Here is a 17,228-nt window from a genome sequence, read left to right on the forward strand (position 1 = left end):
TGTGACTATGAAACTTAATATTAAGCAGCGAGGAGCAATAGGCCTGTTGGGCATTATGACCTTATTGCTCGCGACTTTATTTGCTGCCTTGGCAGTGGATACCGGTCGCTTGCTGATGGAGCAACGGCGAATGCAGACGGTAGCGGATATGGCCGCTCTGGATGCTTCTGCTTTGGCAGGACATTGTGGAGAAGGCGATCTGGCTCAGGTACAGGCGTTGGCACAAGCCAGCGCGGCACGAAATAATCATGTTATTACGGTCGATAAAACGCTGGATGTTTCGTTAGGCCGTGTCGATACCGTTACCGCAGGATTGAGGCAGTTCACGACAACCACTGCAGACTCCGCAACGGCGGTTCAGGTCATAGCGGCAAAATCTGTTCCTGCCAGTTTTTTTGCCGGCGGTATTCTGGGACGCAGCGTGAACTTGTCCGCCAGCGCTGTTGCTGAAAGGCAGGGAGTTGCCGGTTTTGTGGCGGGCAGTTCTTTAATTGGGCTTTCTGAGCAAGCTGTTTTAAATTCGTTACTCAGTGGTATTTTAGGGTCGCCTGTTAATTTAAACGTATTGTCATATCAGGGTATCGCTGCAGCCAATATTACGCTGGCTGAATTGGCTGGCGTCTCAACCACAATCGCCAGCACCGAAGAGTTGTTGAGCAGCAACCTGAGTCTGAATGACTGGTTGAACCTGTATGCTGATGCCGTTAATGCTTCTGATGCGGCCGATGTGGGCTTATCAGCGGCGATGCAAAGTCTGGTCATGGCAAATGTGAGCGAGCTTACAGCCCGGTTTTCCGATATTGTTGCGGTCACCAGCGATGCTCCGGAGGCAGCTGCTGAAGCCAGTGTGAATCTATTCGATCTATTAATGACAACGGCATTTGTCGCCAATGGTTCTCAAGCCATCAACCTGCCGCTCAGCGTGAGTCTGCCTGGAAATTTACTCAATGTGACTAGCCAACTTAATATAACGGAGCCGCCCAAAATGGTGATTGGCCCACCGGGAAGGAATGCTGAGGGGCAATGGCGAACCTATATGGAAACCGCTCAGTTTGATTTAACAACGCTTGTTCAAAGCACGGTAGATTTGAATGTGGCAGGATTAGTCGGGACAAAAGCAGAAATTGATTTGGCATTACAAGTCGATATGGCGCAGGGCAGTGCCTGGTTGCAAACGTTGCAATGTGGACAACTTAATAATAATCGGGCGATAGCAACCATTGGTGTTCAACCCGGCACGGCAATGCTCAATTTAACGCAAGCCAGTGATCCGGATGCTGAAACAGCTAATATTGATATATCAGCCACCTTATTGTTACTTGGTCGTGTGCCGGTTGCCAATGTTGGCGTTGGTCTGGATATAGCGCTGCAAAATCCGACCTCGACCGACTTAATCTATGAAGTCAATCTGTCCGATCCGGATGATTTGCCGCAAACACAACATGCTTCAACAGCCCCGGGATTGGCGATTTCGAATATTTCCCAAGGTATCGAAACAGATGTGACATTATTGGGGGCGATTTCTTTGCCATTACTGGATCAATTGATCGAACAGGCTTTGCTGAATCAGGTGTTAACCCCACTGCTCAGTGAAATTGGTCAGGAAACGGTTGATCCATTGTTATCGGTATTAGGCCTGGAAATTGGCGCTATGCATGTCAACCTGTTCACCGTTGAGGTGGAACGGCCGGATTTGAAAGTCTGAAATGGTGCTGGTCAGATTGACGTTTCGTCAGAATTTGCTTTGGAAAAAACCTCAGCCTGATACCAGGTAACCTGATTGCGGCCCTGTTCTTTTGAACGATACAGAGCAATATCAGCCAGTTTCAGCGGGTTGCTTGCCTCCTGATCATCGCTGGCATAAACGGTAACCCCACCCAGGCTCAGGCTGACGATTCCCAGGTCTGCATCCAGGTTTTCAATACGTAAATCCTCGACCCGTTGACGGATTTCTTCAGCCAACTGATAGGCATCATTTCGTGTGGTTTGATTGAGCAAAATAACAAATTCTTCGCCTCCGTAACGGGCGACCAAATCGGTGGCACGTTTTGCCGAGTTCGCTAAAACCCTGGCAACGGCTGTCAGGCATTTATCTCCGGCCTGGTGCCCATAGCGGTCATTAAACTTTTTAAAATAATCGATATCGATCATAAGCAGTGACAGGGGGAGGCCTGAACGGCGAGCCTGCACCCATACCTGTTCCAACGTAATATCAAAACGTCGACGGTTGGCGAGATTAGTGAGTTTGTCTTCACCAGCATCATGTTCCAGTCCGAAACGGGCAATCAAATCATCCATTAAATCGCGGCGGCGCTGTATTGCGGAGTAATAAAGTATGCCGATAATAATCAATACCGGTGGAATCAACTCCCAACCTGGTGAATCATTCACTGTGATCAACATCAGGAGTAAAGGTAAAAACAGGCCAGCCAGATAACTGCCATAGACAATAGGATAGGCACTGAGTTTAAGCAGCTCACTGGCCGCAATGGCACTTAACATCAGAATGACAAACAATCTGGTGGAAAAAGAAAGCTCGGGCAGCAGAAAAGCGGTCAGACCCAATCCAAGCCCTGCAGCAAAGGAGGCAACTTTAAATGAGGCCAGATTGTGGGATTTGAGAGTGTTGGAGATATCCTTGCCAAAGTTATTACTTATCCGCCATTGCCATAAACCACCCGTTATAGCGATCAGCACCCAAATCAAAAAGATTAGTAAAGGCAATTGTGGCGCCAGATAAAGTGCAAACAACGCAATAAAACCGCAATGTTGCAAAAAAGACATTCGTGGGTGTCTATGCAATTCACGAAATAAATGTGTGGATAATTGATGAGGATCTATCAAGCATTATTCCTGGGTTGGGTAACTCTGACGGGGTGATATCAATGAACCATCTTTCTACAGAGTTAGATTTTACTTAATCACAATCCGGTAGGCTGAAAGTGAGAGTGCTGCTGGCTGCATTAGCCATTTCATTCTCTCAGTACTCGTAAGCCATGGCAATATTATTGAGCAGATCATTTTGACAATGTGCAGTGGCATTAAATAAACCCGGTTGGGCATTGCTCTGCGGTTCAATGTCGACTATCTTTGTAACGATTATTTAGAGGCGTGTATGACCTACTGTGTTGCCATTACCTTAGATGCCGGATTAGTGCTGACATCCGATTCCCGCACCAATGCCGGCATCGATCAAGTGAGTACTTACAGCAAAATGACCCGTTTTGAGACCCATGCAGATCGCTGCCTAGTATTGATGAGCGCAGGCAATCTGGCGACCACCCAATTTGTGATTGAACAGATCCATCGTGATATTCGGGAAAGTCAGGCACGCAATTTAAATACGTTAAGTTACTTATCAGATACAGCTGATTATATTGGTGAAATACTCAGTAGCCGGATCCGCCGTTACTCTGAAAATGAAGCATCCGGTTTTGCTCCGGAAGCGACGTTATTACTTGCCGGGCAGATTCAGGGGGGGCCGCCACAGGCCTTTATGATTTACCCACAGGGAAATCACATCACCAGTTCCAGGGAAACGCCTTACCTGCAGATTGGAGAAAGCAAATATGGCAAACCGGTACTGGATCGTTTTATCCGGCCAGATACGTCTTTGCTGGATGCCGCTACCTGTTCACTGATTTCAATGGACTCGACCATGCAGAGTAATGTCAGTGTAGGGCCGCCAATTGAAGTGCTGATGTATAAAAAAGACAGTTACAACCTGAAAAATCACTATCGCTTTGGGGTGGAACACCCTTATCTGATCGAATTAAGAAAAGCCTGGGGGGATAAGCTTCGTCAAGCTTTTACTGAGATGCCCCGTTTCAGCGAGCAGTAAGGTGTCATCACGCTGTATTCCTCTGTACCAAACCACTAACGTCGGTAAAACAGTTGTCTCTGTTAGCGATGCACCAAGTCGTGAATAAACTGTAATTTTTTCTGCACCTTTGTCGACACAACAAATGGATAGGCATCGGCATTTCCGATACTTCTGTTCAACGCGTTTAACACCAGCACTAACTGCATCCACTCTGAAAGCCACACATGGAATTCACGATCAGACTCAGGTGGTCGAATGACTTCAAATTCCACTGCTGTTTCCAATGTTTCATGCATTAACAGATAATGCGCCCAGGTCTCTGCCCAATCCTCCAGTGCATGTGCACTGGCATAGGCTGAAATATATTCCTGCTGAAAATCGTCGGGAGGACCTGCCTCGTAATAGGCTGACAATGCCTGCGCATAATCCACGCTATCATCACCAAACAGCGCTTTGAAATCGTTATAAATAGGCTGATCCTTAATCAGCTTATCCCAGTAAAAATGGCCGATTTCATGACGAAAATGGCCTAGTAGCGTGCGATAAGGCTCATTCATGGCTTCACGCGTGGCTTCGCGATAACTAGTGTCAGCTTCAGAGGCATTTAGGGTAATCACCCCAGCCGCATGGCCACTAAACACTTGTTCATGACCATCAATCGGATTGCTAATCTGATCTTCGAGAAAATGAAACTGCAGTTGCCGATAATCGTTAACCGGCCATTGATCAATGGGTAAGCCAAGTCTTAACAAACCATAAAGCATTCTGCGTTTAGCGGCTTCCAAAACCGACCAGCGTTTTACATTGTAAGGATAAATTTGATTGGGGATCACGCGTGTCAGCCGACAGGACAAACATTGGGTAAAGTTATCATCGGTAGATAACAACCAGTTGCACTGCATCTGATGCTGATGATGTTCACAGCGTTTATAACGTTTTTCCGGATTCAGCACCGACCGGAACTGGCCTTTGTAAGGTTCGATACTGATTAGCTCTTGCTGCTCTGGATCAAAACCTAAAATACTGTTACAGCTATTGCAGTAGGTATTATCAAAAAAGATTTCTTGCCCGCAATGGCAATAAAACCGTTTCATGCAACCGATCTATCCGGATGAAACCATTGTTGACTGATTTGGCTGCTCAGCTCGGCAAGTTTGGCCTGTAAATCATCCATACGGGTATGGATCAGCTCGGCAGGCAGTTCATTCAGTTTTTCAGTAAACATATCGGACATAAGTTTTTGATGGTGTTCCAATGTGGTAGTGGACTGCGGTAAAGGCCAGACATAGCGTCCAATTGCTTTGAGCGAGAAGAATAACGAACGTGGAAAAGCTTCGTCACGGATTAAGAAGGTTAACACGCCCTCAGCATTCATGGATGAGCTATGTGTCTGAGTGTACATCTGCTGGGCACTTAATGCGCGTAATAAATGTGTCCACAGAATACCTTCGGCTGCCCGCAATGATTCACTGCGATTCTCAGCCATCAACAGTGAGGTCATTTCCAGTATGCGGCTGGTCATATCCGCACGTTCCAGATGTTTGGCGGTTTGCATAAAATGATAGGCATGATTACGGCTCATATGATTGACCAATATGCCCCAGACTGTCTGACAGCGCTCCATCACCGTTAACAGCAATTGCTGCCGTCGCCGCCGGTTACTGATGGCGGCCATTTCATTTTTAACCAGTAAATACAGTTCGTTCACCTGTTCCCAGGTTTCTTCCGGCAGGATATCCAGAGAGGTCCGGGCATTTTCTCTAACAGCTGATAATGAATTGAGCAAAGAGATTGGATTATTGGGTTCTGCCAGCAAAAATTGCATCACATTGTTTTCATTAATCTGATCAAAGTTAGCGTGATAGAACATATCAGCATCAAAAATGGTGACCAGCGTAAACCAGTCAATTTCGACATCCCGGGGTAAATCCATCAACAAGCCGGTATGCACATTGATGAGTCGGGCGGTGTTTTCGACCCGCTCAAGATAACGAGCCAGCCAATAAACCCGTTCTGCAACACGCGACAGCATCAGCTCAGCCCTCCAAAATAGGAATCATCCACTATCCAGGTATCCTTACTGCCACCACCCTGAGAAGAGTTGACCACCAATGAGCCTTTGACAAGAGCAACCCGGGTTAAACCGCCGGGTGTCACGTAATGATGTTTACCGGACAATATAAACGGCCGAAGATCTACATGACGCGGTGCGATATGATCGCCGCAACTGGTGGGTGAGACCGAGAGTTTAAGCGTCGGTTGGGCAATGTAGTTGTTGGGATCTGCAATCAGTAAATGACGGAATTCTTCTATTTTCTCTTCACTGGAATGCGGCCCCACCAGCATGCCATAACCACCGGACTCATTTGCAGGTTTGACGACAAGTTCCGGTAAATGGTCGAGAACGTGCTGCAATTGGTCGGGATCTCGACACATCCAGGTCGGTACATTGGGTAATAACGGTTCTTCATTCAGGTAATAGCGGATCATCGCAGGCACGTAGGCATAGATCACTTTATCGTCAGCCACACCACAACCCGGCGCATTGGCAATGGCGACTTTACCATCACGCCAGGCTTGCATGATTCCGGGTATACCCAGGGTGGAATCTTCGCGAAATACCAGCGGATCAATAAAATCATCATCAATACGTCGATAAATGACATCGACTTTCTCCAGACCATGAATAGTTTTCATATACACATAACCATCATTTGCGACGGTCAAATCAGCGCCTTCAAGTAAGGTCAATCCTGCCTGTTGGGCTAGCGCGGCATGTTCAAAATAAGCGGAGTTGTAGATGCCGGGAGTCAGCAACACCATATTGGGTTTGGCAATGTCCGGTGCCAGTGAAGCCAGCATGGCAGAAAGATGAGAGGGATAATCATTGACCGGACTGATATGCAGTAATTTGAATAACTCGGGTAACACACGCTTGGTGGTTTTGCGGTTTTCCAGCATATAGGCCACACCGGAAGGTACCCGTAAGTTATCTTCCAGCACATACATTGTGCCGCTGTCATCCCGCACTAAATCCGAACCACAGACATGTGCCCAGACACCATGAGCCGGTTGCATGCCCTTACATTGCGGACGGTAACCTTTGGATTGCAGTACCACCTCTTCAGGAATCAGACCCTCACGAATGAAGTTGCCATCATTGTAGATGTCATTAATGAACATATTTAAAGCACGGATCCGTTGCACCAGCCCCTTTTCGGTGCAGTCCCATTCCCGCTTGGGAATGATGCGGGGAATAATATCGAAAGGCCAGGCACGATCAATATTGCCGGCATCGCTGTACACCGTGAAGGTGATTCCACGCTCCAGAATTTCGAGTTCAGAGTCGACAATACGCTGCTCGAATGCCTCTTTACGCATGGATTTCAGATAATCCAGCAGCTTGTAACTGAAGTGTCTTGGCTGATGTTGATCGTACATCAGCTCATCGTAGAACTCCCCGGGATCATAATCACGCCACAGCTGCATCATGCTCATTTCCCTTTCGTCGGATAGTCGTGAAAGTGGGACTGCAATACTTATGCCCTAAATCCCAACAGACTCAATATTGCAGCTCACACAACAGCTTTTAGTAGTTATTAACCGCTCATTGTTGTTGCAATAAAGCAGCCCAGCCTTTTTTCTGCATACAGCCTAATAAGCCTCGGGTCACCAGACTCATATTGGCTTCGGGTGAATGTGCTTCACCTAATTCAGCCACACAAGCTTCACTATCTGCCATTAGTTTTTCCGGACCAGCCCCCATGCGCCACCACGAATTAACCTGTAATTTTTCCATGGGATCAACAGGTTGGTCGTCAACTTCAGCCATCGCATCATCTGCTACAGCGATGGTTTTACTTTCGCCACGACTGAGAGGGATAAATGGCTTATCAGGGCCAACCACTAACCAGCCTTGTTGTTGCAAACATTGATCAATCTCTTTTTCTGAGCTTGTCCCCTTTTCGCAACGTTGTTTTTCACTCTGAAAATCTTGCGCAGTCGCCCCGCGCTTATAGCTGAATTCACCTCCGCACCCTGACAGTAATGACACGCTGCTGATTAACCATAGCGCTCCAATGGTTGGAATAGATGGGTGTTTCATTTTTCCTCCTGACGATCAGTTGTTTGAAGACCTGTGATCAGAGTAACTGAAACCCTTCGCAACCCCTGTACGCAATTTGACGTATTTAAGCACCCGACCCGGCTGACTAGTATGGCTCCCGAACTTAAAGGTTGATGAGCACCGAGGCGAATTCAACGACGCTTTTTATTCTGGTGAGATTTTCGGGAGAAGAAAAATGAAAAAAATGAACAAAGTCGCATACCTGGTCGCCTTGGCCACAACCACTACATTGGCTCCGATAGCCACCACACATGCTGCTGGCACGATTACCTTTGGTGAAGATCAGTACATCAGTGTCGGATTTGGTCTGCGGGGAAGCTATAGCAGTATTGAAGATGCAGCAAATGATGGCAGTCGCTCCAATGATTTTGAACTGGACAGCGCTCGTCTATACGTCTCAGGCTCATTAAACAAATACATCAAAGGTATGTTCAACTCGGAAAAATCAGGTGGTAACGATTCTTTCCAGATTATCGATGCTGCCGGTATTTTTCAATTTACTCCCGATATGGCGATTTGGGCCGGTCGTTTCCTGTCGCCCAGTAGCCGCGCCAATATGGCTGGACCTTACTACACATCAGGTGATGGTTATTGGGCAAACATTACAGCTCGCTATGGCTGGAATGGCGGCACCATCGGCCGTGATGACGGTGTGGCATTAGTTGCGACTGCATTTGATCAACGTCTGGCCTATTCCTTTGGTGTTTTTGAAGCCGACAAGATTTTTGAATTCAGTGGGGTGGGTGACGTAACTGATAATCCCGATCAGGACGACGAATTAATGTATGCCGGTCGTTTGCAATACAGCTTCTGGGATAAAGAACCGGGTTATTACGGCACAGGTAACTACCTGGGCACCAAAGATATATTCACCATTGGTTTGGCAGGCCGCCATAAAGGTGATGGTTCTGCTTCTACCACAGAAGTCGGTGACTACTCTCAGTGGACAGTTGATTTACTCGTAGAGAAGAAACTGGCTGCAGGCGCTGTATCGCTGGAGGCCGCCTACTTCGATTATGACACGGATGATGTTTTCCTTTCAGAACAGGGTGAAGCCTATTACGTCAGTACTGGTTTTATCTTCAAGGAAAAAGTCGGCTGGGGTCAATTTATGCCATTCGTTCGTTACCAGAACTTTGATTCTGATGCCGGTGAAACCAAGCGCACAGACTTCGGCTTGAACTATTTCATTGATGGTTATAACGCCTCCATAACAGCGGTTTACCGCGATCTGGAAGTCGAGGGCAGCGATGATCAAGGTCAATTCGTCATCTCAACGCAGTTGCAATTTTAATCCAAATATTACCTATCAAAACGTTTCTTCAACGTAGGAGATACCGATGAAAACATTAGTAAAACTTGATTTAGATAAAAAGCCCTGGGAACAGGACGGTCAAATCCATAATCGCTGGCATCCTGATATTCCGATGATTGCCATGGTCAAACCGGGCGATGAATTCCGTGTGGAATGTATGGACTGGACCGGTGGCCAGATCGGAAATAACGACAGCGCCAATGACATTCGTGATGTGGACTTGTTACAGGTCCACTACCTCAGTGGCCCGATTGGCGTGGAAGGTGCCGAGCCGGGTGACCTGTTAGTGGTCGATATCCTGGATGTCGGCACCTTTGAAGATTCGCAATGGGGTTTCAACGCCTTATTTTCTAAAGAGAATGGCGGTGGTTTTTTAACCGATCACTTCCCTGAAGCGCGTAAATCCATTTGGGATTTCCACGGCATTTACACCACCTCACGTCATGTGCCGAACGTAAAGTTCGCCGGCATCATGCATCCCGGTTTGATTGGTTGTTTACCATCGAAAGAGATGCTGGCGGAATGGAACAAACGTGAAGCTGAACTGATCGCAACGGAACCGGATCGCGTTCCACCTTTAGCACTGCCACCTAACGAGCAGGCAGCAGTCATGGGTCGTTTGAAAGGAGACGAAGCGTCTAAAGCCGCAAAAGAAGGTGCCCGTACCGTACCGCCTCGTGAACATGGTGGTAACTGCGATATCAAGGATCTGACCAAAGGTTCGAAAATCTACTTCCCGGTCTATGTGAAAGATGGTGGCCTATCAATGGGTGACCTTCACTTTTCTCAGGGTGATGGCGAAATCACTTTCTGTGGTGCTATCGAAATGGCCGGTTATCTGGATATCAAAGTCAGCCTGATTAAAGACGGTGTGAAGAAATACGGTATTAAAAATCCCCTGTTCAAAAACAGCCCGTTAACACCGACTTACAGTGACTTCCTGATGTTTGAAGGGATTTCGGTGGATGAGCAGGGCAAACAACATTATCTGGATGTGCATGTTGCCTATCGTCAGGCCTGTCTCAATGCCATCGAATATCTGAAGAAATTCGGCTACACAGGTGAGCAGGCTTTATCGATTCTAGGTACCGCCCCGGTTCAGGGTCATATTAGCGGCGTAGTGGATATTCCGAATGCCTGTGCCACGTTGTGGATTCCGACAGAAATCTTCGATTTCAATATCAACCCGACGGCAGATGGCCCAACGCAATTTGTCACCCAGGGCTTTGACTTAAGTTCGACATCATAAAACGGGACATCACGTTATGCCGATATATGACTACCGATGTGAGCAGTGTGGCGATTTCAGTGCACTGCGCAAAATGAGTGAAGCCGGTGATTCAATGGAATGTGTTGAATGTGGCGAGATGGCGGTGCGGATTATTTCTGCTCCCTATCTTGCGTTGATGGACCGAAACACGCGAGTGGCTAAAGAGCGTAATGAAAAGTCGGCACATGAGCCGAAACAGTTGCGACGTTCCAGCTGTGGCTGCTCAGGTACACACACTTGTAAAACCGATACTGCACAAAAAACCAAAGCTGCAGCTCAGGCCAAAAGCAATCCCAACGGCTTGCAGATGCAGACCAAGAAAACCGCAAGACCCTGGATGCTCGGACACTGAGCCCCCAAAACAAAACCGTTCGGAACAATGCTGTTCACTCTAATTTGTTAACAGGAGATATACGATGAGCTACTTTAGTCGACGAAAATTTTTAGGCAAAACCGGTGCACTGATTAGTGCAATGGTGGCGGCTGGGTTTATTACCAGTACGGCGATAGCGGCGGATTATCCGACTGCTGAAGTCAACACCACGGGGCTTTCAGTAACCGATGACACCGTGACGGTGGGTATTTTACATTCACTGACCGGCACTATGGCGATCAGTGAAACCGGTGCTCAGGAAGCGGAAAAGCTGGCTATCAAACAGATCAACGAGAGCGGCGGTATCCTCGGCCGTCAAATCAAGATCATTCAGGAAGATGGTGCCAGTGATTGGCCAACCTTTGCCGAAAAATCCAGAAAGTTACTGGTAAACGACAAGGTTGCAGCGGTTTTCGGTTGCTGGACATCGGCGTCACGTAAAGCCGCTTTACCGGTTTTCGAAAAAGAGAACGGTTTGTTGTATTACCCGACTTTCTATGAAGGTCTGGAACAATCCAAAAACGTGATCTACACCGGTCAGGAAGCCACTCAACAGATCCTTGCCGGTCTGGACTGGGTTGCTGAAGAGAAAGGTGCCAAAACATTCTATCTGATTGGCTCGGATTACATCTGGCCACGTACTTCAATGAAAATTGCCCGTATTCATATTGAAAAAGTACTGGGCGGTAAAGTGGTCGGTGAAGAATACAAGCCTCTTGGTGATACCCAGTTTGGTTCGGTTATCAACAAAATCCGTCTGAGAAAGCCTGACGTTATCTTCGCTGCCGTAGTGGGTGGCAGTAACGTGGCCTGGTTCAAACAATTGAATGCTGCCGGCATTACGTCTGATAAGCAGACGCTGCTGACGCTGTCGGTGACAGAAGATGAAGTGCTGGGTATCGGTGGTGAAAACCTGGAAGGTTTTTACTCAGTGATGAAGTACTTCCAAAGTCTGGATAACCCTAACAATGCTGAGTTTGTTAAAGCATTCAAGGAAATGCACGGTGAAGACAGTGTCATCGGTGACGTGACGCAGGCGGCTTACCTTGGTCCATGGTTATGGAAGGCAGCCGTTGAAAAAGCAGGAAGCTTTGATGTGGACAAAATCGTAGAAGCGTCCAGAACCGGTGAAATCGAGTTGGATACAGCACCTGAAGGGTACGTGAAACTGCATCCAAATCATCACTTGTGGAGTAAAACCCGTATCGGAAAATGGAATAAAGACGGTCAGGCAACAGTGGTTTATGAGTCTGAGCTGATTGAGCCAAATCCATTCCCAGAAGGTTACCAATAGATCGACATAAACGTTCACAACAGCAGGCTGGTCCCTGACCAGCCTGCCAGTTGAAAGAAAGGCGAAAGGTTCAACAACCTTTGATTCAATGGAAAATGTTTCGGAGTATCCGTTATGGGTGAGTATTCAGTTCAGGAATTGACTTCAATTCTAGCCATGCAGGGCTTTGCCGGGATCAGTCTGTTCAGTGTGCTACTGCTGATGGCACTGGGATTGGCAATTATTTTTGGACAAATGGGTGTTATTAATATGGCCCATGGCGAATTTATGGCGATGGGAGCCTATACAACTTACCTGCTTTCTGTAATGACTCAAACGTATTTTCCTGAGTTCATGAATTATTACTTTTTACTGGCCATCGTGGCTTCTTTTCTGGTAGCGGGATTATTTGGCTACCTCACAGAATTTGTACTGATAAGGCATCTTTATAAACGTCCTCTGGATACGTTACTGGCCACTTGGGGATTAAGCTTGATCATGCAACAGTCATTTCGCTCGATTTTTGGTGCGCGTGAAGTCAGCCCGACTTTGCCCGATTGGTTGATGGGTTCATGGATGCCAACTGACACCATCTTTATTCCAATCAACGGTATGTTTGTTTTGGCATTAACGGCTGTTGTCACCATCGGTGTGTATATCTTGATGTTCCGCTCAACTTGGGGTTTGAATGTGCGGGCCACCACACAGAATCGTGTCATGAGTGGTGCCGTCGGGATCAATACCAAACAGGTTGACCGGCTGACGTTTGCACTGGGTTGCGGTATTGCCGGTATTGCCGGTGCGGCGTTTACCACAATTGCTTCCACCGGGCCGACATCCGGCTCTCTCTACATTGTTGATACGTTCATGGTTGTGGTTTTTGGTGGTGCAGCCAGTCTGTTTGGCACCATTGCATCCGCATTTACCATCGCACAGGCGCAATCTATTCTGGAGTTCTTTATCAGTGGTTCCATGGCGAAAGTATTCACCTTACTGGCCCTGGTCATCATCCTGATGATGCGTCCTGAAGGTTTGTTCTCAATCAAAGTTCGTAAGTAACGAGCAGGAGATAATCATGAATTTTGTATATGAACGATTTTTGGGTGGAAAAAGCGGAGCTCTGGCCATTGGAATACTGGCCTTACTGATTCTGGTGATATTGCCTCTGGCACTGGATCTGTTCCGGCTGAATCTGGTAGGTAAATATCTGACCTATGCGTTTGCTGCGGTCAGTCTGGTTTTACTTTGGGGATATGGCGGTATTTTAAGTTTGGGGCAGGGGATTTTCTTTGGTCTGGGTGGGTATGCGATGGCCATGTTTCTCAAGCTGGAGGCCTCTGATCCGGAAAGCACCAGCATCCAGACGACGCCGGGGATTCCCGACTTTATGGACTGGAACCAGCTATATGAACTGCCATGGTTCTGGGTACCCTTTGAAAGCTTTACCTTTACCTTGATCGCCATTCTGGTGGTGCCGGCGGTATTCGCGTTTATCATCGGATACTCCATGTTCAAACGTCGGGTAGGCGGGGTGTACTTTGCGATTATCACTCAGGTTATTGCCGTGATTCTGACGGTATTAATCGTTGGTCAGCAGGGGTATACAGGTGGTATCAATGGTATTACGGATCTAAGAACGCTCAACGGCTGGGATATCCGCACGGATGAAGCAAAATATCTGTTGTATTTCCTCAATGCGATTTTGCTGCTGGGTGTCATTATGCTGGGTAAATTCATCCTGACCAGCAAGTTCGGCCAATTGCTGCTGGCAATGAAAGATAAGGAAGATCGGGTGCGTTTCTCAGGGTATGACGTGTCCAATTTCAAAATTTTTATCTTCTGTATCTCGGCAGTGATTGCGGCTATCGGCGGAGCCATGTTTACTTTGCAGGTGGGCTTTATGTCACCGTCGTTTGTCGGCATTGTGCCGTCTATTGAAATGGTTATCTTTGCTGCTGTCGGTGGGCGCATGTCATTGATTGGTGTGGTCTACGGCACCCTGCTGGTCAATTATGGCAAAACGGCTTTTTCTGAAACGTTCCCTGAATTGTGGTTATTCCTGATGGGCGGATTGTTTATTGCCGTGGTCATGTTCTTCCCGAATGGACTGGCCGGCATCTGGAATAAATACGCGCCCAAAGTCCCTTTCCTTCGGCCTTTATTAGCTGGCTCGAAAAAAGCGGAGAGCAAAACCGAACCGGCCAAAATTGAATCCGAACCGACGACTGAGGGAGCCAAATAATGACTACCACAACTGATTTTTTGCTGGCAATTGAAGATTTGACGGTATCGTTTGATGGCTTCAAGGCCGTGGATGCACTGACCATGTATATCGATAAAAATGAACTGCGGGTGATTATCGGTCCCAACGGGGCCGGTAAGACCACCCTGCTGGATTTGATTTGCGGTAAAACCAAAGCCAGTTCCGGCTCAATTCAGTTCAAAAATGCCGAAATGACCAAACAGGCCGAACATCAAATTGTTCGTGCCGGTATCGGGCGTAAGTTCCAGACGCCTTCAATCTATGAAAACCTGACGGTGTATCAGAATTTGGAAGTGTCCTATCCCGAAGGCCGTGGCGTATTCGGCAGTCTGTTTTTCAAAACCACCGAGCAAGTCATTAATCGTGTGAACGAAGTAGCCAAAGAAATTCAGCTGGATAAATTTCTGGATACCGAAGCGGCCATTCTCAGTCATGGTCAGAAACAGTGGCTGGAAATTGGCATGCTCCTGATGCAAGACCCGGAATTATTGATGCTGGATGAGCCGGTCGCCGGCATGAGTGCCAAGGAGCGGGACGAAACGGCAGAATTGCTGAATCGAATCTGTGAAAATCGGGCGGTGATTGTGATTGAGCATGATATGGAGTTCGTCAAGAAAATCGCCCGTAAGGTCACGGTTTTGCATCAGGGGAAAATCCTGGCTGAAGGTCCGATGGACAAGGTTCAGGCGGATGAAAAGGTCATTGAAGTCTATCTTGGGCATTGATTATAAGCTGGGAGATTAACCATGTTTGAAGTAGAAAATTTGCAGGTGAGTTACGGTCAAAGCCAGGTTATTCATGACATCAGCTTTAAAGCCGAACAAAATGAAACGCTGGCCATTATGGGGCGTAATGGCATGGGTAAGACGACACTGTTTAAATCGCTGATGGGGATTCTGCCCAGCCAGTCTGACAAGGTCAGTATTGGAGGAGTAGAGGTCGGTAGTATGGAGAGTCACAGCCGGGTAGCAAACGGCATCGCTTATGTTCCACAGGGACGCATGATATTTCCGACACTGACCGTTCAGGAAAATATCGAAACCGGTTTACAGGTATCGAAAATGAAACATATTCCTGATGAGATCTTTGCGTTATTTCCGGTCCTGCACGATATGCGTCATCGTAAGGGCGGTAACCTGTCAGGTGGTCAGCAACAGCAATTGGCGATTGCCAGGGCCTTGGTGACCAATCCTAAAGTGTTGCTATTGGATGAACCGACGGAAGGCATTCAACCTTCAATCATCAAAGATATTGCCAAGGTGTTAAATGAAATTCGTAAAATGCGTGAAATTACCATTATTGTCTCCGAGCAGGTATTGAGTTTCACCATGGAAATCGCTGACCGTATTATCGTGATTGAAAAAGGTAAATTCATTCATGAAGATATGCGTGCCGACGTTGATTCTGACACGATAAAGAAATATTTGACGGTTTAAGACAAATGTTATTAGGGTCTGTTGATATTTCAGGTTTTACAACAAAGGCGACTATGAAAGATCAACAGATCCAGGCAGACAAATATGCTTATCAATGTCCAACATGAAGGAGAGTGTTGGCATGAATGTGCGCTCAGAAGCAGCTTTACCGTTAACCCGACAAATTGAAAAACCTGCAATTAATCAGTTGATGACTGGCTGGGATGCCAGCCTGAAACTGATATTTGATAGCCGCTCTGCTAAAACCATCCTGGCCCGTCGTCAGCATCATGGGCCGTTGGTGATTCAAAAAATTCTCTATCCCGAAGGTAACAATCCGGCACATGGTGTCATTATTCATCCTCCCGGCGGTGTGGCGGGTGGCGATAATCTGCAGTTAACAGTCGAAATGCAATCCGAATCATCTGCTCTTTTAACCACTCCGGGTGCAACAAAATGGTATAAATCAGCCGGTCGCCGAGCCAGTCAACATATTGACATGACGTTGAGCGAAGATAGTCAGCTGGAATGGTTGCCGCAGGAAAATATCGTGTTCGACGGCGCCGATGTGGCGTTAACAACCCGGATTCAACTGAGTGATAATGCTGTGTTTGCCGGATGGGAAGTGGTTTGTCTGGGTAGACAAGCCAGTGGCGAACGCTGGAATAGTGGACGTTTCCGCCAACAATTAACCATTAAACGTGATAACAAACTGATCTGGAATGAAACCGCATTACTGAAACCCGATAGCGACTTATTAACATCGATTGCCGGATTACGATCTCAGGTGGTATTTGGCAGTTTTGTGGTGGCTGCGAGTAACACGCCTGCTGAGATCCTGCAGCAATGTCAGCAGATTACCCTTGATTCGTCGGCAAAATATGGTGTGTCGGCGTTGCCAGACATTTTTACCGCACGTTATATCGGGCCGTGCGCCCAGGAAGCTAAAGTTTATTTTGAAAAATTATGGCACTGCTTGCGTCCCTGGTATGGCAAACGTGATGCTGTTCGTCCCCGTATCTGGTCGACCTAGAGAGATGAATAAGGTAATAAAGCAATGGAACTGACCCCTAGAGAAAAAGATAAATTACTGATTTTTACCGCGGCACTGTTAGCTGAAAGACGAAAAAACCGTGGTGTAAAACTGAATTATCCCGAAGCGGTTGCCTATATTTCTGCTGCGATTATGGAGGGGGCACGAGATGGCCGAACGGTTGCTGAACTGATGGATTTTGGCGCGACATTGCTGACACGGGATGACGTGATGGAGGGCATTGCGGAAATGCTGCCGGAAATACAAGTCGAAGCGACATTCCCTGATGGCACCAAACTGGTGACCGTGCATAACCCGATTATCTGAGGACACTGAC

At 47.3% G+C, this 17,228-nt stretch carries 17 protein-coding genes; 12 read left to right on the forward strand and 5 right to left on the reverse strand.

The window, feature by feature from the left end:
* The first annotated feature begins 7 nt into the window (after positions 1-7).
* Positions 8-1,705, forward strand: a complete 1,698-nt coding sequence (locus B2337_RS13745; protein WP_292413864.1) for a TadG family pilus assembly protein — start codon at positions 8-10, stop codon at positions 1,703-1,705.
* An 11-nt stretch (positions 1,706-1,716) separates the two neighbouring features.
* On the opposite strand, the gene B2337_RS13750 is transcribed toward B2337_RS13745, so the two are convergent.
* Positions 1,717-2,784 carry a GGDEF domain-containing protein gene (locus tag B2337_RS13750; RefSeq protein WP_292413865.1) on the reverse strand — a complete coding sequence of 356 codons (1,068 nt, stop codon included), beginning with the start codon at positions 2,782-2,784 and terminating at the stop codon, positions 1,717-1,719.
* Positions 2,785-3,115: 331 nt separating this feature from the next.
* Between B2337_RS13750 and B2337_RS13755 the strand changes: the two genes are divergently transcribed.
* Entirely contained in the window at positions 3,116-3,841 is a 726-nt protein-coding gene (locus B2337_RS13755) for a proteasome-type protease (protein ID WP_292360860.1), read from the forward strand.
* A gap of 62 nt (positions 3,842-3,903) precedes the next feature.
* Here the strand turns inward: B2337_RS13755 and B2337_RS13760 are convergent, their stop codons facing one another.
* The 4 genes from B2337_RS13760 to B2337_RS13775 form a co-directional block, all read right to left on the reverse strand.
* Positions 3,904-4,917: a zinc-binding metallopeptidase family protein gene (locus tag B2337_RS13760; RefSeq protein ID WP_292413867.1), complete on the reverse strand. Its 1,014-nt coding sequence runs from the start codon at positions 4,915-4,917 to the stop codon at positions 3,904-3,906.
* A complete protein-coding gene (locus B2337_RS13765) occupies positions 4,914-5,855 on the reverse strand; it encodes an alpha-E domain-containing protein (RefSeq protein ID WP_292413868.1) in 942 nt (313 codons plus the stop codon). The genes B2337_RS13760 and B2337_RS13765 overlap by 4 nt, the downstream gene beginning before the upstream one ends.
* Complete coding sequence (locus tag B2337_RS13770; protein ID WP_292413869.1) at positions 5,855-7,315, reverse strand: circularly permuted type 2 ATP-grasp protein; 1,461 nt, start codon at positions 7,313-7,315, stop codon at positions 5,855-5,857. The genes B2337_RS13765 and B2337_RS13770 overlap by 1 nt, the downstream gene beginning before the upstream one ends.
* A gap of 115 nt (positions 7,316-7,430) precedes the next feature.
* The gene (locus tag B2337_RS13775; RefSeq protein ID WP_292413870.1) at positions 7,431-7,928 is read right to left on the reverse strand and encodes a hypothetical protein; all 498 of its coding nucleotides are present in this window, start codon (positions 7,926-7,928) and stop codon (positions 7,431-7,433) included.
* Between the two features lie 196 nt (positions 7,929-8,124).
* Between B2337_RS13775 and B2337_RS13780 the strand changes: the two genes are divergently transcribed.
* The 10 genes from B2337_RS13780 to ureA all read left to right on the forward strand — a co-directional run bounded on the left by B2337_RS13780 (position 8,125) and on the right by ureA (position 17,218).
* The gene (locus tag B2337_RS13780; RefSeq protein ID WP_292360851.1) at positions 8,125-9,243 is read left to right on the forward strand and encodes a porin; all 1,119 of its coding nucleotides are present in this window, start codon (positions 8,125-8,127) and stop codon (positions 9,241-9,243) included.
* 46 nt (positions 9,244-9,289) lie between these two features.
* On the forward strand, positions 9,290-10,513 hold the full coding sequence (gene fmdA, locus B2337_RS13785) for a formamidase (protein WP_292413871.1): 1,224 nt from the start codon (positions 9,290-9,292) through the stop codon (positions 10,511-10,513).
* Positions 10,514-10,529: 16 nt separating this feature from the next.
* The gene (locus tag B2337_RS13790) at positions 10,530-10,886 is read left to right on the forward strand and encodes an FmdB family zinc ribbon protein (RefSeq protein ID WP_292413872.1); all 357 of its coding nucleotides are present in this window, start codon (positions 10,530-10,532) and stop codon (positions 10,884-10,886) included.
* Between the two features lie 64 nt (positions 10,887-10,950).
* Entirely contained in the window at positions 10,951-12,201 is a 1,251-nt protein-coding gene (gene urtA, locus B2337_RS13795) for an urea ABC transporter substrate-binding protein (RefSeq protein WP_292360846.1), read from the forward strand.
* A 114-nt stretch (positions 12,202-12,315) separates the two neighbouring features.
* Positions 12,316-13,239: an urea ABC transporter permease subunit UrtB gene (urtB, locus tag B2337_RS13800; RefSeq protein WP_292413873.1), complete on the forward strand. Its 924-nt coding sequence runs from the start codon at positions 12,316-12,318 to the stop codon at positions 13,237-13,239.
* 16 nt (positions 13,240-13,255) lie between these two features.
* On the forward strand, positions 13,256-14,422 hold the full coding sequence (gene urtC, locus B2337_RS13805; RefSeq protein ID WP_292360843.1) for an urea ABC transporter permease subunit UrtC: 1,167 nt from the start codon (positions 13,256-13,258) through the stop codon (positions 14,420-14,422).
* On the forward strand, positions 14,422-15,168 hold the full coding sequence (urtD, locus tag B2337_RS13810; protein WP_292360842.1) for an urea ABC transporter ATP-binding protein UrtD: 747 nt from the start codon (positions 14,422-14,424) through the stop codon (positions 15,166-15,168). The genes urtC and urtD overlap by 1 nt, the downstream gene beginning before the upstream one ends.
* Positions 15,169-15,189: 21 nt before the next feature.
* Positions 15,190-15,879 (forward strand): urea ABC transporter ATP-binding subunit UrtE, encoded by a 690-nt coding sequence (gene urtE, locus B2337_RS13815; RefSeq protein WP_292413874.1) that lies wholly within the window; start codon positions 15,190-15,192, stop codon positions 15,877-15,879.
* A 121-nt stretch (positions 15,880-16,000) separates the two neighbouring features.
* Entirely contained in the window at positions 16,001-16,891 is an 891-nt protein-coding gene (locus B2337_RS13820) for an urease accessory protein UreD (RefSeq protein ID WP_292413875.1), read from the forward strand.
* A gap of 24 nt (positions 16,892-16,915) precedes the next feature.
* Positions 16,916-17,218: an urease subunit gamma gene (gene ureA / locus B2337_RS13825; protein ID WP_292360835.1), complete on the forward strand. Its 303-nt coding sequence runs from the start codon at positions 16,916-16,918 to the stop codon at positions 17,216-17,218.
* Positions 17,219-17,228: the final 10 nt, after the last annotated feature.

This window comes from Methylophaga sp. UBA3192, assembly GCA_002363955.1.
Taxonomy (GTDB): domain Bacteria; phylum Pseudomonadota; class Gammaproteobacteria; order Nitrosococcales; family Methylophagaceae; genus Methylophaga.

What these genes read in the sequence shown, in the direction of transcription:
- B2337_RS13745 (WP_292413864.1), top strand. Translation starts at nt 8, where the DNA reads ATGAAACTTAATATTAAGCAGCGAGGAGCAATAGGCCTGTTGGGCATT.
- B2337_RS13750 (WP_292413865.1), bottom strand. Translation starts at nt 2,784, where the DNA reads ATGTCTTTTTTGCAACATTGCGGTTTTATTGCGTTGTTTGCACTTTAT.
- B2337_RS13755 (WP_292360860.1), top strand. Translation starts at nt 3,116, where the DNA reads ATGACCTACTGTGTTGCCATTACCTTAGATGCCGGATTAGTGCTGACA.
- B2337_RS13760 (WP_292413867.1), bottom strand. Translation starts at nt 4,917, where the DNA reads ATGAAACGGTTTTATTGCCATTGCGGGCAAGAAATCTTTTTTGATAAT.
- B2337_RS13765 (WP_292413868.1), bottom strand. Translation starts at nt 5,855, where the DNA reads ATGCTGTCGCGTGTTGCAGAACGGGTTTATTGGCTGGCTCGTTATCTT.
- B2337_RS13770 (WP_292413869.1), bottom strand. Translation starts at nt 7,315, where the DNA reads ATGATGCAGCTGTGGCGTGATTATGATCCCGGGGAGTTCTACGATGAG.
- B2337_RS13775 (WP_292413870.1), bottom strand. Translation starts at nt 7,928, where the DNA reads ATGAAACACCCATCTATTCCAACCATTGGAGCGCTATGGTTAATCAGC.
- B2337_RS13780 (WP_292360851.1), top strand. Translation starts at nt 8,125, where the DNA reads ATGAAAAAAATGAACAAAGTCGCATACCTGGTCGCCTTGGCCACAACC.
- fmdA (WP_292413871.1), top strand. Translation starts at nt 9,290, where the DNA reads ATGAAAACATTAGTAAAACTTGATTTAGATAAAAAGCCCTGGGAACAG.
- B2337_RS13790 (WP_292413872.1), top strand. Translation starts at nt 10,530, where the DNA reads ATGCCGATATATGACTACCGATGTGAGCAGTGTGGCGATTTCAGTGCA.
- urtA (WP_292360846.1), top strand. Translation starts at nt 10,951, where the DNA reads ATGAGCTACTTTAGTCGACGAAAATTTTTAGGCAAAACCGGTGCACTG.
- urtB (WP_292413873.1), top strand. Translation starts at nt 12,316, where the DNA reads ATGGGTGAGTATTCAGTTCAGGAATTGACTTCAATTCTAGCCATGCAG.
- urtC (WP_292360843.1), top strand. Translation starts at nt 13,256, where the DNA reads ATGAATTTTGTATATGAACGATTTTTGGGTGGAAAAAGCGGAGCTCTG.
- urtD (WP_292360842.1), top strand. Translation starts at nt 14,422, where the DNA reads ATGACTACCACAACTGATTTTTTGCTGGCAATTGAAGATTTGACGGTA.
- urtE (WP_292413874.1), top strand. Translation starts at nt 15,190, where the DNA reads ATGTTTGAAGTAGAAAATTTGCAGGTGAGTTACGGTCAAAGCCAGGTT.
- B2337_RS13820 (WP_292413875.1), top strand. Translation starts at nt 16,001, where the DNA reads ATGAATGTGCGCTCAGAAGCAGCTTTACCGTTAACCCGACAAATTGAA.
- ureA (WP_292360835.1), top strand. Translation starts at nt 16,916, where the DNA reads ATGGAACTGACCCCTAGAGAAAAAGATAAATTACTGATTTTTACCGCG.